General features: G+C 67.3%; 22 protein-coding genes. 12 read left to right on the top strand and 10 right to left on the bottom strand.

The window, feature by feature from the left end:
- Positions 1 to 62 precede the first annotated feature (62 nt).
- The 4 genes from ACI7YT_RS11315 to ACI7YT_RS11300 are packed head-to-tail and all read left to right on the top strand — an operon-like array spanning position 63 to position 4,120.
- Entirely contained in the window at positions 63 to 1,268 is a 1,206-nt protein-coding gene (locus ACI7YT_RS11315; RefSeq protein WP_406245629.1) for a hypothetical protein, read from the top strand.
- A gap of 1 nt (position 1,269) precedes the next feature.
- The gene (hisD, locus tag ACI7YT_RS11310) at positions 1,270 to 2,589 is read left to right on the top strand and encodes a histidinol dehydrogenase (RefSeq protein WP_406245628.1); all 1,320 of its coding nucleotides are present in this window, start codon (positions 1,270 to 1,272) and stop codon (positions 2,587 to 2,589) included.
- A gap of 18 nt (positions 2,590 to 2,607) precedes the next feature.
- Positions 2,608 to 3,084 (top strand): transcriptional regulator NrdR, encoded by a 477-nt coding sequence (gene nrdR / locus ACI7YT_RS11305; RefSeq protein WP_406245627.1) that lies wholly within the window; start codon positions 2,608 to 2,610, stop codon positions 3,082 to 3,084.
- A gap of 10 nt (positions 3,085 to 3,094) precedes the next feature.
- Entirely contained in the window at positions 3,095 to 4,120 is a 1,026-nt protein-coding gene (locus ACI7YT_RS11300; RefSeq protein WP_406245626.1) for a quinone-dependent dihydroorotate dehydrogenase, read from the top strand.
- A gap of 40 nt (positions 4,121 to 4,160) precedes the next feature.
- On the opposite strand, the gene ACI7YT_RS11295 is transcribed toward ACI7YT_RS11300, so the two are convergent.
- On the bottom strand, positions 4,161 to 4,724 hold the full coding sequence (locus ACI7YT_RS11295; RefSeq protein ID WP_406245625.1) for a DUF3043 domain-containing protein: 564 nt from the start codon (positions 4,722 to 4,724) through the stop codon (positions 4,161 to 4,163).
- Between the two features lie 46 nt (positions 4,725 to 4,770).
- Between ACI7YT_RS11295 and ACI7YT_RS11290 the strand changes: the two genes are divergently transcribed.
- The 5 genes from ACI7YT_RS11290 (at position 4,771) to ACI7YT_RS11270 (ending at position 9,801) form a co-directional block, all read left to right on the top strand.
- Complete coding sequence (locus ACI7YT_RS11290; protein WP_406245624.1) at positions 4,771 to 6,186, top strand: dipeptidase; 1,416 nt, start codon at positions 4,771 to 4,773, stop codon at positions 6,184 to 6,186.
- 75 nt (positions 6,187 to 6,261) lie between these two features.
- A complete protein-coding gene (gene erpA, locus ACI7YT_RS11285; RefSeq protein ID WP_406245623.1) occupies positions 6,262 to 6,624 on the top strand; it encodes an iron-sulfur cluster insertion protein ErpA in 363 nt (120 codons plus the stop codon).
- A gap of 95 nt (positions 6,625 to 6,719) precedes the next feature.
- Entirely contained in the window at positions 6,720 to 7,625 is a 906-nt protein-coding gene (coxB, locus tag ACI7YT_RS11280) for a cytochrome c oxidase subunit II (RefSeq protein WP_406245622.1), read from the top strand.
- Between the two features lie 3 nt (positions 7,626 to 7,628).
- Complete coding sequence (ctaD, locus tag ACI7YT_RS11275; RefSeq protein ID WP_406245621.1) at positions 7,629 to 9,365, top strand: cytochrome c oxidase subunit I; 1,737 nt, start codon at positions 7,629 to 7,631, stop codon at positions 9,363 to 9,365.
- Between the two features lies 1 nt (position 9,366).
- The gene (locus ACI7YT_RS11270; RefSeq protein WP_406245620.1) at positions 9,367 to 9,801 is read left to right on the top strand and encodes a cytochrome c oxidase subunit 4; all 435 of its coding nucleotides are present in this window, start codon (positions 9,367 to 9,369) and stop codon (positions 9,799 to 9,801) included.
- Between the two features lie 63 nt (positions 9,802 to 9,864).
- Here the strand turns inward: ACI7YT_RS11270 and thrS are convergent, their stop codons facing one another.
- The 6 genes from thrS to ACI7YT_RS11240 form a co-directional block, all read right to left on the bottom strand.
- The gene (thrS, locus tag ACI7YT_RS11265) at positions 9,865 to 11,067 is read right to left on the bottom strand and encodes a threonine--tRNA ligase (RefSeq protein ID WP_406245619.1); all 1,203 of its coding nucleotides are present in this window, start codon (positions 11,065 to 11,067) and stop codon (positions 9,865 to 9,867) included.
- 179 nt (positions 11,068 to 11,246) lie between these two features.
- Complete coding sequence (locus ACI7YT_RS11260) at positions 11,247 to 11,666, bottom strand: rhodanese-like domain-containing protein (protein WP_406245618.1); 420 nt, start codon at positions 11,664 to 11,666, stop codon at positions 11,247 to 11,249.
- Between the two features lie 134 nt (positions 11,667 to 11,800).
- Positions 11,801 to 13,615 carry a cytochrome bc complex cytochrome b subunit gene (locus tag ACI7YT_RS11255; RefSeq protein ID WP_406245617.1) on the bottom strand — a complete coding sequence of 605 codons (1,815 nt, stop codon included), beginning with the start codon at positions 13,613 to 13,615 and terminating at the stop codon, positions 11,801 to 11,803.
- Positions 13,612 to 14,688, bottom strand: coding sequence for a Rieske 2Fe-2S domain-containing protein (locus ACI7YT_RS11250; RefSeq protein ID WP_406245616.1), 1,077 nt, complete (start codon positions 14,686 to 14,688; stop codon positions 13,612 to 13,614). Before ACI7YT_RS11250 ends, ACI7YT_RS11255 begins: the two co-directional genes overlap by 4 nt.
- Before the next feature lie 36 nt (positions 14,689 to 14,724).
- Positions 14,725 to 15,555: a c-type cytochrome gene (locus tag ACI7YT_RS11245; RefSeq protein ID WP_406245615.1), complete on the bottom strand. Its 831-nt coding sequence runs from the start codon at positions 15,553 to 15,555 to the stop codon at positions 14,725 to 14,727.
- A 20-nt stretch (positions 15,556 to 15,575) separates the two neighbouring features.
- Positions 15,576 to 16,268 carry a heme-copper oxidase subunit III gene (locus tag ACI7YT_RS11240; protein WP_376180357.1) on the bottom strand — a complete coding sequence of 231 codons (693 nt, stop codon included), beginning with the start codon at positions 16,266 to 16,268 and terminating at the stop codon, positions 15,576 to 15,578.
- Positions 16,269 to 16,411: 143 nt separating this feature from the next.
- Here ACI7YT_RS11240 and trpD point away from each other — a divergent pair, with 143 nt between their 5' ends.
- Together trpD and ACI7YT_RS11230 are read left to right on the top strand one after the other, a co-directional pair.
- Positions 16,412 to 17,476 (top strand): anthranilate phosphoribosyltransferase, encoded by a 1,065-nt coding sequence (gene trpD / locus ACI7YT_RS11235; protein WP_406245614.1) that lies wholly within the window; start codon positions 16,412 to 16,414, stop codon positions 17,474 to 17,476.
- A 2-nt stretch (positions 17,477 to 17,478) separates the two neighbouring features.
- On the top strand, positions 17,479 to 18,465 hold the full coding sequence (locus ACI7YT_RS11230) for a PHP domain-containing protein (RefSeq protein ID WP_406245613.1): 987 nt from the start codon (positions 17,479 to 17,481) through the stop codon (positions 18,463 to 18,465).
- 45 nt (positions 18,466 to 18,510) lie between these two features.
- On the opposite strand, the gene ACI7YT_RS11225 is transcribed toward ACI7YT_RS11230, so the two are convergent.
- Positions 18,511 to 19,431, bottom strand: a complete 921-nt coding sequence (locus tag ACI7YT_RS11225; RefSeq protein ID WP_406245612.1) for a 5'-3' exonuclease H3TH domain-containing protein — start codon at positions 19,429 to 19,431, stop codon at positions 18,511 to 18,513.
- 60 nt (positions 19,432 to 19,491) lie between these two features.
- Here ACI7YT_RS11225 and ACI7YT_RS11220 point away from each other — a divergent pair, with 60 nt between their 5' ends.
- Positions 19,492 to 20,628 (top strand): hypothetical protein, encoded by a 1,137-nt coding sequence (locus ACI7YT_RS11220; RefSeq protein ID WP_406245611.1) that lies wholly within the window; start codon positions 19,492 to 19,494, stop codon positions 20,626 to 20,628.
- Positions 20,629 to 20,661: 33 nt separating this feature from the next.
- Here the strand turns inward: ACI7YT_RS11220 and ACI7YT_RS11215 are convergent, their stop codons facing one another.
- On the bottom strand, positions 20,662 to 21,516 hold the full coding sequence (locus ACI7YT_RS11215; RefSeq protein ID WP_406245610.1) for a hypothetical protein: 855 nt from the start codon (positions 21,514 to 21,516) through the stop codon (positions 20,662 to 20,664).
- Positions 21,504 to 22,046 (bottom strand): hypothetical protein, encoded by a 543-nt coding sequence (locus tag ACI7YT_RS11210; RefSeq protein ID WP_406245609.1) that lies wholly within the window; start codon positions 22,044 to 22,046, stop codon positions 21,504 to 21,506. Before ACI7YT_RS11210 ends, ACI7YT_RS11215 begins: the two co-directional genes overlap by 13 nt.
- Positions 22,047 to 22,243 lie beyond the last annotated feature (197 nt).

The following is a 22,243-nucleotide window of genomic DNA, read 5'->3' as shown; positions in this document are numbered from 1 at the left end:
AATATCGGGACGCGTTAGGGGAGTCGGCCGGCATGGCCGCGCCCCGTGACGAAAGGAACAGGATGAGTACCCAGCACCCGTTCGAGGACGCACCCGAGTCCGCGACGCCCGCCACCGATGACGCGTTCACGCTGGAGGACGGCTCCGTCCTCTACGAGGACCAGGTCACCCCGGAATACGGCGTCCTCGGATTCACTCTGCGCGAACTGATCCTCGTCGGCGTGTGGCTGATCGCGTTCGTCGTGTCGTTCTTCCCACTCGCCGCCGGCACGTCGTCGGTCTGGGGTCAGGGGATCTCCTGGGTGCTGCCCATCGGTCTGCCGACGGCTGCCGTGTTCCTGATCGTGCTGCGTCGGTTCTCACCCGACGGCATCCGTCGCGTCGGTTCGCTGGGTATCGACCAGTTCGCCTCCGTGGCGTCCGCGGTCGCCGCGATCTGGTGGGCGCAGGTTCTGTGGTCCCTCGTCGGGTCGTGGCTGGCCACCGGCATGGCCCCGGCCGCCTGGGTTCCCTGGGTCGGGCTGGTCGCCTCGCTCGCCCTCGTCGCCCTGACCGTCTTCGCGCCGCTGATCCCCGGACTGCGCGAGGACTTCATCGGCCGGCTGGAGACGCTGGCCCACCGCAACGCCAATCCGGTTCGCCCCGTCATCGCGCGTCCGCGTGAGCCCAAGCCGGCCGCGGCCGCGGCGGCCGCCCCGACGCTGGACACCGAGCTCTCCGGAGAGAACAACACCGACGAGATCGCCGCTCTCGGGCTGGCCGATCAGGTTCCGCTCTCCGCCCACGCCTCCGGCGGCGACACCGGATCCGTGCTCACGGATGACGAATACGTGCCCGGCTACGCGCGTCGCTCGCGGGGCGAGGATGCCGAAGGCGGGCGTCTGGATGACGACGAGGCCGATGTCGAACCCATCAGCGAACTCGGTCTCGAGCCCGAGATCATCGAGCCTGATCTCGCAGAGCCTGAGGCCGTGGAGCCAGAGATCATCGAGGTCGAAGTCGTCGAGGTCGTCGACGGTGAGGTCGTCGCCGAAGCGGCGTTCGACGTCGATGCGACCAACCCGCGTTTCGCTCCGGTCGCGCAGCCGTTCTGGGCGCTGGCGCCCAGCGAACGCGATGTGGTGGACGAGCGCGGAGAACCGTTGTTCCGCATCGGCCCCGACGCGTGGGCGCTCGTGATCGAAGACCGCGGTGGTGCGTTCGTCGTGCGACATGATGATGGCCGCATCGGCTATCTGCACGACATCGACGACATCACGAAGGGCTGACATGCGCACCATCGACCTCCGAGGGCGCGAGCTCTCGGCATCCGACATGCTCGCGGCCGTGCCGCGCGCCGCACAGGCACGTGCCGAGGCGCTGGACACCGCCACACGCATCGTCGAGGACGTGCGCACGAGGGGCGAAGCGGCGCTGCGTGAGCAGGCCGAGCGCTTCGATGGGGTCACCGGGCACGCTATCCGTGTCCCCTCCGAGCACATCGCCGCGGCGGTGACGGCACTCGCCCCTGACATCCGCGCAGCGCTGGAGGAGGCCATCCGACGCGTGCGGCGGGCCTCGGCCGCTCAGGTGCCGGCCGAACAGACCACGGACATCGGCCCGGGGGCTCGCATCGTGCAGCGGTGGCAGCCGGTCCGACGCGTCGGGGTGTACATCCCGGGCGGCAAGGCCGTCTATCCGTCCAGCGTGATCATGAATGTCGTCCCCGCTCAGGTCGCTGGCGTGGAAAAGATCGCACTCGCCTCGCCGCCGCAGTCCGATCAGGACGGCCGCGTCCACCCGACGATCCTCGCGGCCGCCGGTCTGCTGGGCGTCGACGAGGTCTACGCCATCGGCGGAGCCGGCGCGATCGGCGCGTTCGCGCACGGTGTCGACGAGTTCGGCCTCGACCCCGTCGACGTCCTCTCCGGCCCGGGCAACAATTACGTCGCCTCCGCCAAACGCGCGGTCGCGGGTGTCGTCGGCACCGACTCGGAGGCCGGTGCGACCGAGATCCTCATCGTCGCGGATGCCGCGGCCGACGCACGCCTCATCGCTGCCGACCTCATCAGCCAGGCCGAGCACGACGAACAGGCCTCTGCCGTGCTCGTGACCGACTCGCCGGATCTCGCCGCGCGCGTGGCGGCAGAAGTCGCGACGCAGGCGGTGTCGACGCGTCACGCAGACCGGGTCGCCGCAGCGCTGGCGGGGGAGCAGTCCGCGATCGTGCTCGTGGACGACAGGGCGATGGCCGTGGAGTTCAGCAACGCGTACGCCCCGGAGCACCTCGAGCTGCACCTGGAGGACGCGGATGCCGCGGCATCCGAGTTCACCAGTGCCGGTGCGATCTTCGTCGGCGACCAGACCCCGGTGAGCCTGGGGGACTACATGGCCGGAAGCAACCACGTGCTGCCCACCGGCGGCCAGGCGCGCTACGCGCCTGGTCTCGGCGCCTACACGTTCCTGCGCCCGCAGCAGGTGATCCGCTACGACCACGCGGCGCTGGCCGGAGTGCGTGCTGGAGTCGTCGCGCTGGCGAACACCGAGATCCTCCCCGCTCACGGCGAGGCGGTGGAGGCGCGGTTCGCCTCCGAACCGGTCGGCGACTGACCGAGTACGCTGAGTCAAATGCACTGTCCGTTCTGCCGGCACCCGGATTCCCGCGTCATCGACTCGCGCACCAGCGACGACGGTCTGTCGATCCGTCGGCGCAGGCAGTGTCCCGAGTGCGGCGGCCGGTTCTCCACGACGGAGACCGCCAGCCTGAACGTCATCAAGAGAAGCGGCGTCATGGAGCCGTTCAGCCGCGAGAAGGTGATCTCGGGCGTGCGCAAGGCGTGCCAGGGGCGCCCGGTGACGGACTCCGATCTCGCCGTACTCGCCCAGCGTGTGGAGGAGAACGTGCGCGCGACCGGCGTCTCCCAATTGGATGCGAACGAGATCGGGCTCGCGATTCTCGGGCCGCTGCGCGATCTCGATGAGGTCGCGTACCTGCGATTCGCCAGCGTGTATCAGGCGTTCGATTCCCTCGAGGACTTCGAAAGCGCCATCAGCGACCTGCGTGAGGACCACGCACGCGCAGGAAAGGCCGCCGACGACCGGTAATCTGGCAGGGATGTATCCGCTGCTCTTCCGCGTCGTCCTGTCGCGCCTTGATTCCGAGTTCGCCCACCATGCCGGCATGGCGGTGATCCGCGTGCTCGGCGTTCCGCCGTTCTCATGGGCGACCCGCGCGCTGACCGCGCCGCCGCTGGAGCAGCACGTGCACGCCCTCGGCCTGGTGTTCCCCTCGCCGTTCGGCATCGCCGCAGGCTTCGACAAGAACGCCGTCGGCGTGCGCGGTCTCGCGGCGCTCGGCTTCGGACACGTCGAGGTCGGCACGATCACGGCGATCCCGCAGGACGGCAATCCCAAGCCTCGCCTGTTCCGTCTGATCCCCGATCGCGCGCTCATCAACCGGATGGGCTTCAACAACGCCGGAGCGGATGCCGCGGCCAAGCGCCTCGCGAAGCTGCGCCGACGCAAGCCCGCCACCATCATCGGCGTCAACATCGGCAAGAGCCGGGTCGTCGAGGTCGAGAACGCGACAGCGGACTACGTCGCCAGTGCGACGAAGCTCGCGCCGCTCGCGGATTATCTCGCCGTCAACGTCTCCTCGCCGAACACACCGGGTCTGCGGGGATTGCAGGCCGTCGAGACGCTCGCTCCGCTGCTGCGGGCCGTGAAGGATGCCGCGGGCAGCACGCCCCTGCTCGTGAAGATCGCCCCCGACCTGCCGGACGACGAGATCGCGGCCATCGCGCAGCTCGCCGTCGCAGAGGGGCTCGCGGGAATCATCGCGCACAACACCACGATCAGCCGCGACCGGCTGAAGACCGACGCGGCTACGGTCGAGGCGGCCGGCGCAGGAGGACTCTCGGGCGCTCCGCTGCGGGAGCGCTCGATGCAGGTCCTCAAAGTCGTTCGTTCCGCGGTGCCGGACGACTTCTGCGTGATCGCCGTCGGCGGCGTCGAGACGGCCGAAGACGTGCGCGAGAAGTTGGATGCCGGAGCCACCCTGGTGCAGGGCTACACGGGGTTCCTCTACCGCGGCCCGTTCTGGGGTCGCCAGATCAACCGCGGCCTGCGCTCCGCTCGCTGAGGCCCTCGCCGAAGCGGATGCCGAGCGCAGGCGCCGCGTGTCAGTCCGGGTACTGGCGACGCTTGACCTGCGGCTTCGGCAGGCGCATGAAGCGCATCTGCAGCGCGCGCATGGCGGCGTACCAGCCCAGGCCCTTCTCGAGCTTGTCCTTGCCGAACTTCGCGGCGGCCTTGCGCTTCACGCGGTTGGCGAGCAGAACCATGTCGAGGATCGAGATGATCAGGTAGGCCCAGAGTCCGACGAACGCGTAGAACGAGATGACCGCGTTGGGCACGAGCGACACGAGGATCACGACCAGCATGAGCGCCATGATCCATTCGGACAGGTGCCAGCCGGCATCCACGTAGTCGCGGACCCAGCGACGCTGCGGACCCTTGTCGCGCGGCGGAAGGTACTTGTCGTCGCCGTTGGCCATCCCGACGCGCGCCTTCTCGCGCTGCTCGTTCAGCTGCGCCTTGGCCGCGGCCTTCGCCTCCTTGGTGTTCGCCACCAACGGGCGACGGCGCGCCGCTTCCTGCTCGGCGCGCGTCGGAGTCGCGCGCCCCTTGCCGGCGGCGGGCGTCTGCGCAGCGTCGTCGTTCGTCTCAGGGGTGGGATTGGCCACAGGGCTCCTCGATCACGTGAAGGGGTTCACCCTTAAGATTACCCGCATGACCTCTTCCGATTCGCAGACCTCCGAAGACCTCGCCGTCGAAGAGGCGGTGCTCGAATCCGTTGCGACTGGCCTGCCGCGCACACTCGGCGATCTCGGTGGCCTCGTCCGCATCCCCGGCATCGCCTGGCCGTCCTTCGACCAGACGCAGCTGGAGCGCAGCGCCGACGCCATCGCGGAGCTCGCACGGGACACCGGCATTTTCGACGACGTGCGGGTGCTACGCGCGGCGATCCCCGAAACGGACGAGTTCGGTCAGCCGGCCGTTCTCGCGACGAGGGCCGCGCGCAACGGCCGTCCCACGATCCTGCTCTACGCTCACCACGACGTGCAGCCCCCTGGGGACGACGCGCTGTGGGAGACGCCTCCCTTCGAGCCGACGGTGCGCGACGGCCGCCTGTACGGCCGGGGCGCCGCCGACGACAAGGCCGGGGTCATGGCGCACATCGCCTCGCTGCGCGCGGTGGCGGATGCCGTCGGCGACGACCTCGACCTCGGCGTCGCGCTGTTCATCGAGGGGGAGGAGGAATACGGCTCCCGCTCCTTCGCACAGTTCCTCAGCGACAACTCGGACGCGCTCCGCGCCGACGCGATCGTGGTCGCGGACTCGGGCAACTGGGACGCGGACACCCCGGGTCTCACGGTGTCGCTGCGCGGCAACGCCCGGTTCACGCTCACGGTGCGCACCCTCGAGCACGCCTCGCACTCGGGCATGTACGGCGGTGCGGTCCCCGACGCGATGATGGCGACGATCAAGCTCCTGAACTCCCTGTGGGATGCCGATGGCGCCGTCGCGGTCGACGGACTCGACCAGCGGGACGCCGCCACGCCCGAGTACTCCGAGGAGACGCTGCGGGACGAGGCCGGTCTGCCGGACGGCGTGTCGCCGATCGGTCGCGACAGCATCCTCAGCCGGATCTGGAACAAGCCGGCCGTCACGGTCATCGGCGTGGACGCCACGAGCGTCGCCTCGGCATCCAACACCCTCTCGCCGGAGGTGACCGTCGTCATCAGCGCACGCGTCGCACCGGGGCAGAGCGGAGCGGACGCCTACGCCGCGCTCGAGCGCCACCTGCGTGCCCATGCGCCGTTCGGCGCCGAACTGACGTTCTCGGACGTCGATCTCGGCGACGGGTTCCTCGTCGACACCAGCGGCTGGGCCGTCGCTCTCACGCGCCAGGCGATGGCGGACGGGTACGGTGCGGCGCCCGTGGATCTCGGCGTCGGCGGCTCCATCCCGTTCATCGCCGACCTCGTCCGCGAGTTCCCTGAGGCGCAGATCCTGGTCACCGGTGTTGAGGATCCGCACGCTCGGGCGCACAGTCCGAACGAGTCGCTGCACCTGGATACGTTCCGCCACGCCGTTCGCACCGAGGCGCTGATGCTGACGCGCATGAACCGGATCACGCGCTGACACGCCCGGCCGGGATCCCCGGCGGTAGAATCTTGAACAACGCCGTGCCGCTCGCGGCCCGTCCTGAGGAGTGAGATGACCGACACCACACTGACCACCGAGACCGCCACCGCACACGGGGTGAAGTTGACCGACGCTGCGGCGCTCAAGGTCAAGAGCCTTCTCGAGCAGGAAGGCCGGGATGACCTCCGCCTGCGCGTCGCCGTGCAGCCCGGCGGCTGCTCCGGCCTGATCTACCAGTTGTACTTCGACGAGCGGCAGCTGGACGGCGACGAGACCGTCGACTTCGACGGCGTCGAGGTCATCGTCGACAACATGAGCGTCCCGTACCTGGACGGCGCATCGATCGATTTCAAGGACACCATCGCGGAGCAGGGCTTCACGATCGACAACCCGAATGCAGCGGGCAGCTGCGCCTGCGGCGACAGCTTCCACTGACCCTGGCGCGCACGTCAACCTGCGTGGTTGGCGTGAATCAGGTGTGAGGTTGCCCTAGACTGGGTAGGCCCTGTCCGCGATCTGAAAGGTGCATCGTGCCCTCGAAACGCCGCCTTCGTTGGGCCGCCATTCCTCTGGGAATCGCGGCAGCCGTGGCCCTGGCGGGATGTTCTCCCACCGAGCTGAACGGCTTCCTTCCTGGCTTCGTCGAGGACGGTACGGCCGCGACCAACCAGACCGAGCGAGTCTCCGGTCTGTGGGTGAACTCCTGGATCGTCCTGCTGGTCGTCGGTGTCATCACCTGGGGCCTCATGGCCTGGGCCGCGATCGCGTACCGCCGTCGCAAGGGCCAGACCGGCCTGCCGGTGCAGATGCGCTACAACATGCCGATCGAGATCTTCTACACGATCGTGCCGCTGCTGCTGGTGATGGGCATGTTCTTCTTCACCGCGCGCGACCAGACGGCGATCGAGACGCAGTGGGACGACCCCGACGTCGAGATCACCGCGATCGGCAAGCAGTGGTCCTGGGACTTCATGTACGCCGGCGAGGACGACGATCTGTCCGACGCGGTGTGGACCATGGGAATCCAGGCGCAGCCGGACAAGGACGGCAACATCGACCAGGAGCAGCTTCCGACGCTGGTCCTCCCGGTCGACCAGGAGGTCACCATCCACCTCCAGTCGCGCGACGTCATCCACTCCTTCTGGATCATCGACTTCCTCTACAAGAAGGACATGTACATCGGGAAGGACAACACCTGGTCCTTCATCCCGACGCGTGTCGGCGAGTACGAGGGCAAGTGCGCCGAGCTCTGCGGCGAGTACCACTCGATGATGCTGTTCAACGTCGAGGTCGTCGAGCAGGACGAGTACGACGCCTATGTCGAGGAACTGCGCGAGAAGGGCAACACCGGCGACATCGCCGATGCTTACGACCGCCTGTCGAACCTCCCCGGAACCGGAGCCTCGGACGAGGCATCCGAGGGGGAAGAGGAGTAAGTCATGTCGACCACAGCTGAACCCAAGATCGACGAGACCGCCGACTCCCGCCCGAATTCCCTGCCCGCGCGTCAGGCCGCTCTCATGAGCTCCTCGCGTGTCGAGCAGAAGGGCAACATCGTCGTCAAGTGGATCACCTCCACGGACCACAAGACCATCGGGTACATGTACCTGATCGCGTCCGTGCTGTTCTTCCTCCTCGGCGGCGTGATGGCTCTGGTCATCCGCGCCGAGCTGTTCGCGCCGGGAATGCAGATCATCCCGACCAAGGAGCAGTACAACCAGCTCTTCACGATGCACGGCACGATCATGCTGCTGATGTTCGCGACGCCGCTGTTCGCCGGCTTCGCGAACGCGATCCTGCCGCTGCAGCTGGGAGCCCCTGACGTGGCGTTCCCGCGTCTGAACGCCTTCGCGTTCTGGCTGTTCCTGTTCGGCTCGACGATCGCGGTCGCCGGCTTCCTCACGCCGCAGGGTGCTGCCTCCTTCGGCTGGTTCGCCTATCAGCCGCTCGCCAACGCCTCGTTCTCGCCCGGCGCCGGTGGAAACCTGTGGATGGTCGGTCTCGGCATCTCCGGTTTCGGAACGATCCTCGGTGCCGTGAACTTCATCACCACCGTCATCACCATGCGCGCCCCTGGTATGACGATGTGGCGCATGCCGATCTTCAGCTGGAACACGCTCATCACGAGCCTGCTGATCCTGATGGCGTTCCCGGTGCTCGCCGCCGCGATCTTCGCCGCCGCTGCCGACCGCATCCTGGGTGCGCACATCTACGACCCGGCCAACGGCGGTGTGCTCCTCTGGCAGCACCTGTTCTGGTTCTTCGGTCACCCCGAGGTGTACATCATCGCGCTGCCGTTCTTCGGCATCGTCTCGGAGATCTTCCCGGTGTTCAGCCGCAAGCCGATCTTCGGGTACAAGACCCTCGTCTACGCGACGATCGCGATTGCCGCCCTGTCCGTGGCCGTGTGGGCTCACCACATGTACGTCACCGGATCGGTGCTGCTGCCGTTCTTCGCGCTGATGACCATGCTCATCGCGGTGCCGACAGGTGTGAAGATCTTCAACTGGATCGGCACCCTGTGGCGCGGCTCGGTCACGTTCGAGACGCCGATGGTCTTCGCGCTCGGCTTCCTGGTCTCGTTCGTCTTCGGCGGCCTGACCGGTGTCATCCTCGCTTCGCCGCCGCTGGACTTCCACCTCAGCGACTCGTACTTCGTGGTCGCGCACTTCCACTACGTGGTGTTCGGCACGGTCGTGTTCGCGATGTTCGCCGGCTTCTACTTCTGGTGGCCGAAGTGGACAGGACGGATGCTGAACGAGCGTCTCGGCTATGTGCACTTCTGGATGCTGTTCATCGGCTTCCACATGACGTTCCTCATCCAGCACTGGCTGGGCGTCGACGGCATGGTCCGCCGTTATGCGGACTACTCCGCGGCTGATGGCTGGACCTGGCAGAACCAGGTGTCGACGATCGGCGCGATCATCCTCGGCGCGTCGATGCTGCCGTTCTTCCTGAACGTGTGGATCACCGCCCGCAAGGCGCCGAAGGTCACCGTGAACGACCCGTGGGGCTACGGCGCATCGCTCGAATGGGCGACCAGCTGCCCGCCGCCGCGCCACAACTTCACGTCGATCCCGCGCATCCGCAGCGAGCGTCCTGCCTTCGACCTGAACCACCCGGAGGCTGCAGAGCACCCGGTCGCAGCCCACTCGGCTGCGGGAGAGGCCAAGTAACATGCGCGACAATGTCATCCTGTGGTGGGTGCTCACCGCATTCTTCGCGGTCGTGGCCGTGGTCTACACCGGTTGGAACATCCTGGAGCACCAGGATCGGCCGATCGTCACCGCGATCGAGTGGGTCGGCACTGTCGCCCTGCTGTTCACCGCCTTCATGGGGGCCATGGTCGCCTTCTACCTGCACCGCACGCACCGTGCTCAGGGCGGCGAGCTGCCCGAGGACATCCTGACCAGTGACATCGACGACGGCGACCCCGAGCTCGGCGAGTTCAGCCCGTGGTCGTGGTGGCCGATCGTGCTCGCCGGCTCCGCGGCGATCTTCGTCGTCGGCCTCGCGGTCGGGCACTTCCTGCTGCCGATCGGTCTCGCGATCTTCGTCGTCGCGATCGTCGGCTGGGTGTACGAGTACTACCGCGGCAACTTCGCCCGCTGAGACAGTTCCATCAGACGACGGCCCCCGGATCTCCGGGGGCCGTCCTCGTATGCGTACGCCAGGTCAGAACACGCGATCGAGCGCTCGCGTCGCGATCTCATCCTTCAGAGCGGCGATGAACGCGTCGATCTGTACGCCGGCGCCGTTCACCGCGAGTCCGTCATCCGCCAGCTCCTGGTCGCCGATCACGGCGATGTAGGTCGCACGATCGCGATGCGCGTCGCGGACACGGGAACCGAGGCTGCCGTCCGCGCGAATGCGAGCGCGCACTCCGGCTCGCTCGAGACGGCTCAGGACGTCCTGCGCGGCGCTGTGGTGCCGTCGCGGATCGACCGGGAGCAGGTCGACCTGATGCGGCGCAAGCCAGGTCGGCAACCTCCCCGCGTAGCGTTCGATGAGCAGGGCGACCATGCGCTCCATCGAACTGAGGAGACCGCGGTGGATCATCACGGGTCGTTGCCGATCACCGGCAGAGGAGACGTAGCTCAAGGCGAACCGCTCGGGCATCACCCGATCGATCTGGACGGTCGAGAGGGTCTCCTCCCGCTCGCCCGCGTCGATCACCTGCACGTCGATCTTGGGGCCGTAGAAGGCCGCCTCGCCGGGCGCACGGCGATACGGAGTTCCCGTCTGCTGCAGTGCGGTCTCGAGTTCGGACTCGGCGAGCTCCCAATCCTCATCGGATCCGGCATACGTGCCGTGCTCTCCTCGCACCGAGAGGCGATGGTAGGCGATCTCGATGCCCAGGACGGCGTATGTGGAGCGGATGGCCTCGAGCGCGAGCCTGACCTCGTCCACGACCTGATCCGGGCGGCAGAACACGTGCGCATCGTCGAGACTGATCTGGCGGACGCGACTGAGACCGCCCAGCACGCCGGACAGTTCGCTGCGGAACATGGCGGCGTTCTCGGTATACCGCACAGGCAGGTCCCGCCAGCTGTGCTGCGCCGCGGCATACACCTGCACATGGCTCGGGCAGTTGGCCGGCCGCAGAACGAGCTCCTCGCCGCCGACGTGCATGGGCGGGAACATGTCCTCGGCGAACTTGTCCCAGTGTCCGCTGCGCTCGAACAGTTCGCGTTTCGCCAGAACCGGGGTGAAGATGCGCTGGCAACCCGACAGGTCGGCCTGCTCGGCGGCGAATCGCTCCAGCTCGGTGCGGACGATGGCTCCGTCCGGCATCCACATCGGAAGTCCTGCGCCGATGACGGGGGACGTGTCGAACAGATGCAGCTCTCGGCCGAGGCGGCGGTGGTCGTTGTGCATGGTGGTACTCCCTGATTCTCGGTCGAGGAGATGCCCACCAGACGACGACGAAGCCCCGGGAACATATCCCCGGGGCTCGGATTCGCTGAGACTGCGCTAGCGAGTGCGCCGGAGAGTGTCCGGCGTCGTCGTCACGTGCTGCAAGCTCATGGCGAGAGGCTATCAGATGGACATACCGGTCACGCCCGTGTGCGGATGCGGGGGACTCCCGTGAGCGGGTCGATCGCACGCCGGTGGATGCCGTCGGCATTCTCGACGGGGTAGCCTTCGCGCACCCAGTACTCGAACCCGCCGATCATCTCGCGGACGGAGTAGCCGAGCTTGGCGAACTCCAGTGCGCCCTTCGCTCCGGCGTTGCATCCGGGACTCCAGCAGTACACCACCACCTCGGTGCCCGCCGGGATCTCGGCAGGTGCGCGGCCCGCGATGTCGTTGTAGTGCATGTGCACCGCACCGGCGACCCGGCCCTGCGCCCACGCCTCGTCGGAGCGGACATCGATGACCACGACGTCGCCTCCGGCCTTCTGGCGCGCGTACAGGTCGCTGGCATCGGTCTCGTAGGCGAGTTTGGCGGCGAAGAAGTCAGCACGTTCGATCATGCGATCCAGCCTAGGGATGCCGAGGTGGCTGCGCCGCCGTGTTGCGGTCGCCCCTCGCAGGATTTCCGACATGACGGCGTGCATGAAGAAGGCCCCGTCGCGACGCGCGACGGGGCCAGGAGAGTGCAGCGATGTTACTCGCCGTCCTCGTCCTTCTTCTTGGTCTTCTTCACCGGCTCGGTCGCGATGACCGTGCTGGGGGTGTTGGCGGTCTCGCCGACGTGGTCCTCGGTTGCGACCAGCGGGGCATCAGGCGATCCGGCACGCTCGTGAGCGCTCCGGATCTCCGCTGCCTCGGTCTCGGCATCCTGGGCGATCACGTGGTGCTGGTGAGCATCCGCGGCATCCACCTCGGCCTGCGTCAGCGGGGTGAGACGGTCCTCGTAGAACCAGCGCGACAGCGCCGAGCGCAGGTTCTGGGTCCACGGGATGCGGCCCTTGGCGTTGGGGCGGACCACGAGGGGCTCGTAGCCGTCGACGTCGATGAGCTTCCAGCGGTCGTACTTGTCGACCGGCTGGTGCACCTCGATGAACTCGCCGCCGGGGAGACGGACGATGCGGCCGGACTCGTAGCCGTGCAGGACGATCTCACGGTCTTTCTTCTGCAGCGCGATGCAGATGCGCTTCGTGACGAAGTAGCCGAGGATCGGCCCGAGGAACAGCAACGCCTGCAGCGCGTGGATCACGCCCTCCATCGTCAGCATGAAGTGCGTCGCGATGAGGTCGGAGGATGCCGCGGCCCACAGCACCGCGTAGAAGATGACGCCGGCGACGCCGATCGCGGTGCGGGTGGCAGCGTTTCGCGGACGCTGGGCGATGTGGTGCTCGCGCTTGTCGCCGGTGACCCACGCCTCGATGAAGGGGTAGATCGCGACTGCGACGAGGAAGACGAGCAGCACCAGCACCGGGACGATGATGCCGAACGACCAGGTGCGCTCGAGGAACACGATGTCCCAGTTCGACGGAGCCAGACGCAGCGCGCCGTCCGCGAAGCCGATGTACCAGTCGGGCTGGGTGCCGGCGGACACGGGGGAGGGGTCGTACGGGCCGTAGTTCCAGATCGGGTTGATCTGGAAGAACGTCGCGATCAGCACGATCGTGCCGAAGACGATGAACAGGTAGCCGCCCATCTTCGACATGTACACCGGCATCATCGGGTAGCCGACGACGTTGTTGTTCGTCCGGCCGGGGCCGGCGAACTGGGTGTGCTTGTTGATCACCATGAGCATGAGGTGCAGCACGATGAATGCGATCACCAGAAGCGGCAGCAGCAGGATGTGCAGCGTGTACAGACGACCGACGATGTCCGTGCCGGGGAACTCGCCGCCGAAGACGAGGAACGAGGTCCACGTGCCGATCAGCGGGAGACCCTTCACCATGCCGTCGATGATGCGAAGACCGTTGCCCGAGAGCAGGTCGTCGGGGAGCGAGTAGCCGGTGAAGCCCTCGGCCAGCGCGAGGACGAACAGCAGGAAGCCGATGACCCAGTTCAGCTCGCGGGGCTTGCGGAACGCGCCGGTGAAGAAGATGCGCAGCATGTGCACGCCGATGCCGGCGATGAACACGAGTGCAGCCCAGTGGTGGATCTGGCGGACCAGGAGGCCACCGCGGACATCGAACGAGATGTTCAGTGTCGACTCGAGAGCCGCCGACATCTCGATGCCGCGCATCGGAGCGTAGGCGCCGGTGTAGTGGGTCTCCACCATCGAGGCCTGGAAGAAGAACGTCAGGAAGGTCCCGGAGAGGAACACGACGACGAAGCTCCACAGCGCGATCTCGCCCAGCATGAACGACCAGTGGTCGGGGAAGATCTTGCGACCGAGCTCCTTGACGAAGCCGGAGAGGCTGGTGCGCTCATCGATGTAGTTCGACGCGGCGCCGACGAAGCGGCCGCCGAGAGGCGCCTTGGTGTCCTTGTTGTCCTCTTTGGACAGCGTTGCGGTGCTCAATGACGCTCCCAGAAGCTCGGGCCGACGGGTTCGGTGAAGTCGCTCTGCGCGACGAGGTAGCCCTCATCGTCGACGGTGATCGGCAGCTGAGGCAGCGGGCGTGCGGCCGGGCCGAAGATGACCTTGGCGTGGTCGGTGACGTCGAACTGCGACTGATGGCAGGGGCACAGCAGGTGGTGCGTCTGCTGCTCGTACAGGGCGACGGGGCAGCCGACGTGCGTGCAGACCTTGGAGTAGGCGACGATCCCGTCGTACGACCAGTCCTTGCGGTCCTCGGCCTCGGTGAGCTGCTCCGGGCGCAGGCGCATCATCAGCACGATGGCCTTCGCCTTCTCCTCGAGGTAGCCGTCGTGGTGCGACAGCGTGGCGAGGTCCTCGGGGATGACATGGAACGCGGAGCCGAGCGTGACATCGGCGGCGCGGATCGGCGTGCCGTCCGGGTCGCGGACGAGGCGCTGTCCCTTGTCCCACATCGTGTGCTTGAGCAGCACCACAGGATCGCCCTTGGTGGGGTCTTCCGGGGTGCTGTGCGGTGCGAGACCGCGGAACAGCGTGACGCCGGGAATGATCGATGCGACCAGCGCCGCGAACAGCGAGTTGCGGATCATGGTGCGGCGTCCGAAACCGGATTCCTCGTTCGCGTCGGCGAACGCCTTGATCGAGGCCTCGCGGGTCGAGTCCTTGCCACGGGTGGGGTGGCGGTACTCGGTGAACTCCTTGTCGCTCATCAGCGCCTTGGACCAGTGGATGGCGCCGAGACCGAGGGCCAGCAGAGCGAGTCCGATGCCCAGACCGATGAACAGGTTGTTGTAACGGATCGAGACCAGCGACTGGTCCTCGATCGGGAACAGCATGTAGGCGGCGACCGCCCAGATGGAGCCGGCCAGCGACAGATAGAAGAGCGTGTAGACCGTGCGGACCGCGCGCTTCTCGGCGCGGGGGTCCTTGTCGGTCATCCGCTCGCGGTGCGGCGGCAGCCCCGGGTTCTGCACGGGATCGCTGACTGCGACACCCAGCCCAGGAGAGGGCTGGTAGGCCCTGTCAAGAGCCTGCGAGTCGTCGTCGTGTGCCATGGTGCTCCTCGTACGTTCCTCTTCGATGAATAAGCGTCAGTTGGACTTCGCCGTGATCCACACGGTGATGGCGACAAGTGCGCCGATGCCGAAGATCCAGACGAACAGGCCCTCGGAGACGGGGCCAAGGGATCCGAGCGAGAAGCCGCCGGGCTGCACGGACTCCTGCTGGAAGACCAGCGCGGCGATGACGTCGCGCTTGTCCTCGTCGGACAGGTTCATGTTGCCGAACACGGGCATGTTCTGCGGGCCGGTGACCATGGCCGCGTAGATGTGCAGTGCGCTGGTCTCGGTCAGTGCCGGGGCGTACTTGCCCTCGGTGAGCGCACCACCGGCTGCGGCCACGTTGTGGCACATCGCGCAGTTGACACGGAACAGCTCGGCGCCGTTCGAGACGCTCGGCTCGTCCTCGGCGTTCTCGGGATTGGCCTCACCGGCCGTGATCCAGTCGGCCGGGTAGGTCGGGCCGGGTGCCACGGACTGCACGTAGGACGAGATCGCCTGGATCTGATCCTCGGTGAACTGGACGGGCTTCTGCGGAGCCTGCGGGCCCTGCATCTGCAGCGGCATACGTCCGGTCGCCAGTTGGAACTCGGTGGCGAGCTCGCCGACGCCGATGAGGCTCGGGCCGTTGTCGGTGCCCTGCATATCGAGGCCGTGGCAAGTCGCGCAGTTTGCCTGGAACAGCTTCTCGCCGTCCTCAGCGGTCAGCGACGCCGACGCGACGGTCGGGGTTTCAGTCGCGGCGATCGCCGCGGATGCACCGGCGTAGATGCCGCCGGTGATGAGGAGTCCTGCTCCGATCAGTGCCGCTGCCGCGAAGGGGCTGCGGCGACCGTTCGAACGGCGCTTCTTCTCTCGTGCCATCTCAGGGATCAGCTCCGCTCTTATTTCAGGAAGTAGATGACGAAGAACAGCACGATCCAGACGACGTCGACGAAGTGCCAGTAGTACGACACCACGATCGAAGAAGTCGCCTCCTTGTGCGTGAAGTTCTTGACGGCGAACGCGCGGCCCATGATGAGCAGGAACGCGATGAGACCACCGGTGACGTGCAGGGCGTGGAAGCCCGTCGTGATGTAGAACGCCGAAGCGTACGAGTTGGCCTGGATCGGCAGCCCCTCGGCGACCAGCTGGGCGTACTCCCAGACCTGGCCGGAGACGAAGATGGCGCCGAGAGCGAAGGTGAGCCAGAACCACTCCACCATGCCCCAGCCGAACAGGCGGCGACGGCCGGCCGGGTTCAGCTGACCCTTCGCGATGCGATACGGCTGCAGGTCCTCAGCGGCGAACACGCCCATCTGGCACGTCACGGAGGAGAGCACCAGGATGGCGGTGTTGATCGCCGCGAACGGAACGTTGAGCAGTTCCGTCTCCTGAGCCCACAGCTCCGGGGAGGTGCTGCGGAGGGTGAAGTAGATCGCGAACAGTCCCGCGAAGAACATCACCTCACTGCCGAGCCACACGATGGTGCCGACAGCTACCGGGTTGGGCCGCTTGATCGTTCTTGCAGCCGGGGCATACGTCGCTGAGGTCGTCACCCCTCCATTATGGCCGATCCGAGCGGGCGATTCTTGCATCGCCGGGGTCCGATTCGCTGGTGCGGCACTTAGGGGAACCTAAGAAACGCCTGCGAATGTGCGGTGAATTCAAGGGAAACGACGGATGCCGGGGCGCACGTCGAGCGCGCGAGGAATTTCTGCGCGCCGATAGGATCGCACACATGGCTGAATCCCTGACCTGGTCCGATGTGCTCACCACGCTTCTCGAGCGGCGCGATCTGAGTGTGTGGGAATCCACGTGGGCCATGCGTCAGGTGATGCAGGGGAACGTGTCGGATGCTCAGCTGGCCGGATTCCTCGTCGCCTTGCGCGCCAAGGGCGAGACCATCGACGAGATCGTCGGCTTCCGCGACGCGATCCTCGAGGCGGCCGTGCCGCTTCCCGTGTCGCCGGATGTGCTGGACATCGTCGGCACCGGCGGAGACAGAGTCGGCACCGTGAACATCTCCACCACTGCTGCCGTCATCATCGGCGCTGCGGGGATCCCCGTGGTCAAGCACGGCAACCGCGCTGCCAGCTCGGCATCCGGAGCTTCTGATGTGCTCGGTGCGCTGGGGCTGGAGCTCTCGCTCTCGCCCGCCCATGTGGCCTCGGTGCTCGATCGCACGGGGATCACCTTCGCATGGGCCGCTGCCTTCCACCCCGGATTCAAGCACGCAGGTCCCGCGCGCGCCGAACTCGGCATCCCGACCGTCTTCAACATGCTCGGCCCGCTCTGCAACCCGGCCCGAGCCGAGGCCAATGCGGTCGGAGTCGCGCAGCTCGAGCGGGTTCCGCTCATCACCGGCGTGTTCCGCACGCGCGGCGCGACCGCGCTGGTCTTCCGCGGAGACGACGGACTGGACGAGCTGACCACGACCGGCCACAGCCGGATCTGGGAGGTGTCGCGCGGCGACATCCACGAGCACGACCTCGACCCGCGCGATCTCGGAATCCCGCTTGCCGACTTGTCCGACCTGATCGGCGGTTCGCCGGAGCACAACGCCGACGTCCTGCGCCGCACGCTCGCCGGCGAGCATGGGCCGGTCCGGGACATCGTCCTGCTCAATGCGGCTGCGGGCATCGTCGCGTTCGAGCTGTCGCAGGATGCCGCCCAGGTGCAGCGTCCGATCCTGGATCGCCTCAAGGACGGTTACGCGAAGGCGGCGGCGGCCGTGGACGACGGACGCGCCGTGGCGAAGCTCGACGAGTGGGTGTCCGTCTCGCGCGAGCTGGCCAGGGCCTGATCATGGATCCGGCAGCCGCGCTCCTCGAGATCGCCGCGCTGCTGGAGCGCGAGCGGGCATCGCGGTATCGCGCCAAGGCGTTCCGGCAGGCGGCCGCCACCTGGGAGTCGTTGTCGGAGGAGGTGCGGGCCGACCCGGTGCGCTTGCGCGCATCGAAGGGGATCGGCGACTCGACGTTCGAGGTGATCAGGCAGGCGCAGACGGGCGAAGTGCCTCGTTACCTCGCCGAACTGCGTGGCGAGGTCGAGCCGGAGCTGTCTTCCGAACTGCGTGTCGTGTTGCGCGGTGACCTGCACGCCCACACGGATTGGTCGGACGGCACGACGTCGATCCGCACCATGACGGACGCCGCTCGCGCGCTCGGTCACGAGTACCTGGCGATCACGGATCACTCGCCCCGGCTGCGCGTGGCGCGCGGGTTGAGCGCCGAGCGGTTGCGGGAGCAGATCCCGCTGGTGCGGTCCGAGTCGGATGCCGGGCTGCGCGTGCTCGCAGGCATCGAGGTGGACATCCTCGAGGACGGTGCGCTTGACCAGGAGCCCGAGCTCCTCGACGAGCTGGACGTCGTCGTCGCTTCAGTGCATTCCAAGCTCCGCATGGATGCCGCGGCGATGACCGCTCGCATGCTGAGAGCGGTGACGTCCGGGCGTGTCGACGTGCTCGGGCATTGCACGGGGCGGCTGGTGGAAGGTTCGCGAGGGACCCGCCCGCCATCGGAGTTCGACGCCCGAGCGGTGTTCGCCGCGTGTGCGGAGCACGGCGTGGCCGTCGAGATCAACTCCCGGCCCGAACGACAGGACCCGCCGGACGAGCTGATCGCGATCGCCCTCGACGAGGGGTGCCTGTTCTCGATCGACTCGGACGCGCACGCCCCCGGTCAGCTGTCGCTGCTCGACCACGGGGCGCTTCGCGCTGAACGAGCCGGGGTTCCCGCGGCGCGGGTCGTCACGACCTGGGGAGTCGATCGGCTGCTCGCCTGGGCCGACTGAGGGTCGGGCGGGAGACGCGATGCGTCAGACCCGGAGCGCCGAACTTCACACGGGAAGCGCGGCGAGGGCCCTGGTCATCGAGGTGCCGAGGTTCCAGGCCTCGGCGAGCGCCGTCGCGGCATCCTTCGCGGTGTCGTCCAGATGGCCGAGCGGCTCGGCCGGCACCGCGATGTCGAGGTCGCGGGCCACGAGGACGACGGTCGGGGCGACGTCGAGATAGTCGGACGCCGCGAGGATCTTGGCCGCGACGCCCGCCGACATCCCCTCGCCGGCCAGCGCGGCGGCGCGGATGCCGGCCAGGTCGCCATGCGTCTGGAGCAGAGTGGCCGCCGTCTTCTCTCCGACGCCGGAGACACCGGGCAGCCCGTCGGATGCATCGCCGCGCATGGTGGCGAAGTCGGCGTACTGCGAGGGGAGCACGCCGTACTTGCCGACGACGCTCACATCGGTGAGGGTCTCGAGGTTGCTCATGCCGCGTGCGGTGTAGATGACCCGGATGTCGCGGGCGTCGTCGACGAGCTGGAACAGGTCGCGGTCACCGGTGACGATGTCGACCGGCATGGTCGCGCGGGTCGCGAGTGTGCCGATGACGTCGTCGGCTTCGTGCTCGGCGACGCCGATGATCGGGATGCCGAGTGCAGCCAGCTCTGCGCGGATGAGCGGGATCTGCGCTTCCAGGGGATCGGGCACCTCTTCGACATCGGCGCCGTTCGGCACGACCTCGACCACGCGATGCGCCTTGTAACTGGGGATGAGGTCGACGCGCCACTGCGGACGCCAGTCGTCGTCCCAGCAGGCGACGAGGTGCGTCGGCTGGTAGGTCGATACCAGTTTCGCGATCATGTCGAGCAATCCGCGAGCCGCGTTGATCGGGGAGCCATCGGGAGCCTTGACCTTGTCGGGTACGCCGTAGAAGGCCCGGAAGTAGAGGCTCGCGGTGTCCAGCAGCATCAGCCTGTCGCTCATGGGATCAGCATGGCACAGGCGGGTTTCGAGACGGACCGGAGCACGGCGACACTACTCGGTATGAGAACGGCGATGGCGGTGACGCTTGCGGTGACGATGCTGCTTCTCGCGGGGTGCGCGACGACCGCGCCCGCGGTGAGTGCCGGTGGTGTCGAGGGGTGGATCGAGGCGGACGACTTCCCATTGGAGGCTCGCGGAGGGCCGGTCACCGTGTGGACGGGCGAAGAGATCCTGGTCGTCGGTGGAGAACTCGGCCCGCCGTGCCCGCCGAATGCGGACTGCGTGATGGGGCCATCCGCGCGTGATGGTGCCGCTCTGGATCCTGAAACCGGCGTGTGGCGTGAGCTCGCGGAGGCTCCGCGCCCCGTCGCACCGTTCTCCGGGGTCTTCGCCGCTGGACGTGTGTTCGCGTGGGCTGATGAGGACGGCATCCGAGGGGGACTGCTGTCGTACTCGGTCGCTGAGGATCGATGGACCGAATCGGTGGTCCCGGACGACCTGCCGCGGACCATGGTCGCCGACGGCGATCAGGTGCTGTTCCCGCTCGCGTCTCATGAGATGGGCGCCGGCGCGGACCTGGTGCTCGAGGTGGAATCGGGCGAGTGGTCCGAGCTGCCGGACGATCCGCTCGGCGCGACGTTCGACCGGTATCTGACTCCGACTCCGGACGGGATCCTGCTCACGGCCAAAGCGCTCGTCGAGAACCCCGGAGCGGAGGAGCCGGCGTTCGTGCAGGTGGCTCTCTTCGACCGGGAGACCGGCTCCTGGCAGCGGCTTCCCGACCTGGAGCAGATCGGTGGATGGAACTGGACCTGGACCGGAGATCGGGTTGTGGACGCGACGCTGGGGGGCGGCGACGGCGGAGAGGTCGGCGGGTGGGGGCGGGCCTACCCGTTCGGTGGGATGGTGCGGCTCCCTGACGGTGAGTGGTCGCCGCTGCCGGACGCGCCCGAACGGGTCAGCGATCCGTGGCTGGACAACGCCACCGGCGAGGGGCGTTTCGTGGTCGCCGATGGGTACATGTTCGACGATGTCGAGGAGACATGGACTCCGATCACGAGCCCGACGGGCGCTCCGGATGTCGCAGGCACCGCTGTCTGGGCGGATGAGCGTCTCGTCGTCGTCGGCGGCACGGACTGGTCGCGCGTCGAAGGCACCAGGGACGAGCGGACGTGGATCCTCACGCCGCCGCAGTGACCGGTCTCGTGACTCCGGTGCTGCGATCGCTGGTCAGCAGCCGGGGGAGGACGGGGCCTGCTCGCAGGTGTGGGCGACGAGCGCAGTGTGCGCCTCGAAGATTCGCACCTGTTGCGCCCGGCCCGCGCTGGTGAGTTCGCCGTCGATCGGGAACCAGCCGATGCCGAGGTCGATCTCGGCGGTGTAGCGGACATCGACCGCGGTTGTGTAGTCGCCGCGTACTGCGTAGACATGGCTGGTCTCGGTCGGCGTGAACTGCGCCTGGTTCAGTGCCGCCCAGCTCTGACCACCCGTCGAAGTCGTCGTGATACTGCCATCGCCGTAGTCGAAGTCGAACCCGACAGGCGTGAAGCGGACCGAGATCGGATAGCCGAACAGTTCGCCCGCGACGGTCTGAGTGGACGCCGAGGCCACGAAATTCGTCGGAAGGCCGACGACGCCGACGTTGTCCGGTTCGGCGGCGACGAGCACGCCCTCAGGCGCGAAGCGAGCGAGATCGGTGATCGTGACGGCCGGAATCGCCGGTACGGGTTCGGCAGGATCGGCAGGGTCGGCGGGATCCACGCGCTGGAAGCAGCCGATGTAGCGATTCCAGTCGTCCAAGCACTTCTCGAATTCGGACGGCGGTGCAGGTTGCGCAGGCCCGGCGTCGCCGACATCATCACGATCGCGGGAACCCTCGTTGCCATTGTCACCGTCGCGGCCGTCCTTGCCGTCCTTTGTGCGGGAACCGTCGATGACGACTTGGGTGCCGTCACTGCCTGGTTCGGTGCAACCAACGGTCGCGCGTTCGGCGGCGCTGCACCCGGCCGAGAAGCCTGCCATTTCGAAAGTCAGGGACGCGCTGAGGACGGAGATCAAGACTGCAACTTGGCTCAGCCGGTGCATGCTGGATCCTCTACCGGCTCAGAGGACACGAGCTTCAGATCTCCACCTGTCACTTGGAAGGTTAGATCGAGCGCGTAGCGTGGAGCTCGATCAGCAGGCACCAGGTTCCTTCCTGCGGAATCTGTGAAGGTCGTCTCGCTCACGTCTTCACACGTGCGCGTCTTGATCTGGTCGGGTGTGAGAACCTTGGTTCCCGCGAAGCTGACGACCACGATTTCGCCTCCACGGATGTTGCCGTTCGCATGCATCTCGGAAAGCTGCTCACGCTCGTCGGACTGGTATCGGCCCGTGGTGTATTCGGAGAGCGGTTCGAATGTTGATGGGTCCGAAAGATCGACTTCATTGAACGCCGCGATGTACGCCCGATAAACCTCCTCAGCCGCGGCGAACGCCTCCTCCTCGGACGCGAACGCGGCGGTCGGGGTGGGGGTCGGCTCGGGTTCGGGGGAGCACGCGACGAGCGAGCCCGCGGCCAGGGCGACGATGCCGATGGCGGTGAGGCGCAGATGACGGGTACACGAGAAGTTCACCCGATCACGGTAACGTCAACCACGCGGCATCCGTGGGAGTTATCCACAGGCGACATCTGCCTGCAAACCTGGTAATCTGGAGTGTCACTTGTGGCGCGCTGGCGCGTGCCTTCGTGGCAGTACTCCAAAATCCATCCGCTTTCCAGCCATCAGACGCGTGTGCGCACGTGGGCCGGAAGCCCGAGCACCCATTCAAC

The organism is Microbacterium sp. M (assembly GCF_045181065.1).
Lineage (GTDB): Bacteria > Actinomycetota > Actinomycetes > Actinomycetales > Microbacteriaceae > Microbacterium.
The sequence above is the reverse complement of the archived record's forward strand: the minus strand, read 5'-3'. Positions and strand labels throughout refer to the sequence as shown.

Bases quoted from the DNA above. Each gene is read 5' to 3' on its own strand.
- ACI7YT_RS11300 (WP_406245626.1), top strand. From the start codon at position 3,095: ATGTATCCGCTGCTCTTCCGCGTCGTCCTGTCGCGCCTTGATTCCGAG.
- ctaD (WP_406245621.1), top strand. From the start codon at position 7,629: ATGTCGACCACAGCTGAACCCAAGATCGACGAGACCGCCGACTCCCGC.
- ACI7YT_RS11230 (WP_406245613.1), top strand. From the start codon at position 17,479: ATGGATCCGGCAGCCGCGCTCCTCGAGATCGCCGCGCTGCTGGAGCGC.
- ACI7YT_RS11315 (WP_406245629.1), top strand. From the start codon at position 63: ATGAGTACCCAGCACCCGTTCGAGGACGCACCCGAGTCCGCGACGCCC.
- nrdR (WP_406245627.1), top strand. From the start codon at position 2,608: ATGCACTGTCCGTTCTGCCGGCACCCGGATTCCCGCGTCATCGACTCG.
- ACI7YT_RS11225 (WP_406245612.1), bottom strand. From the start codon at position 19,431: ATGAGCGACAGGCTGATGCTGCTGGACACCGCGAGCCTCTACTTCCGG.
- thrS (WP_406245619.1), bottom strand. From the start codon at position 11,067: ATGCACAACGACCACCGCCGCCTCGGCCGAGAGCTGCATCTGTTCGAC.
- ACI7YT_RS11270 (WP_406245620.1), top strand. From the start codon at position 9,367: ATGCGCGACAATGTCATCCTGTGGTGGGTGCTCACCGCATTCTTCGCG.
- ACI7YT_RS11245 (WP_406245615.1), bottom strand. From the start codon at position 15,555: ATGGCACGAGAGAAGAAGCGCCGTTCGAACGGTCGCCGCAGCCCCTTC.
- hisD (WP_406245628.1), top strand. From the start codon at position 1,270: ATGCGCACCATCGACCTCCGAGGGCGCGAGCTCTCGGCATCCGACATG.
- erpA (WP_406245623.1), top strand. From the start codon at position 6,262: ATGACCGACACCACACTGACCACCGAGACCGCCACCGCACACGGGGTG.
- ACI7YT_RS11220 (WP_406245611.1), top strand. From the start codon at position 19,492: ATGAGAACGGCGATGGCGGTGACGCTTGCGGTGACGATGCTGCTTCTC.
- ACI7YT_RS11250 (WP_406245616.1), bottom strand. From the start codon at position 14,688: ATGGCACACGACGACGACTCGCAGGCTCTTGACAGGGCCTACCAGCCC.
- ACI7YT_RS11240 (WP_376180357.1), bottom strand. From the start codon at position 16,268: ATGCAAGAATCGCCCGCTCGGATCGGCCATAATGGAGGGGTGACGACC.
- ACI7YT_RS11260 (WP_406245618.1), bottom strand. From the start codon at position 11,666: ATGATCGAACGTGCTGACTTCTTCGCCGCCAAACTCGCCTACGAGACC.
- trpD (WP_406245614.1), top strand. From the start codon at position 16,412: ATGGCTGAATCCCTGACCTGGTCCGATGTGCTCACCACGCTTCTCGAG.
- ACI7YT_RS11215 (WP_406245610.1), bottom strand. From the start codon at position 21,516: ATGCACCGGCTGAGCCAAGTTGCAGTCTTGATCTCCGTCCTCAGCGCG.
- ACI7YT_RS11290 (WP_406245624.1), top strand. From the start codon at position 4,771: ATGACCTCTTCCGATTCGCAGACCTCCGAAGACCTCGCCGTCGAAGAG.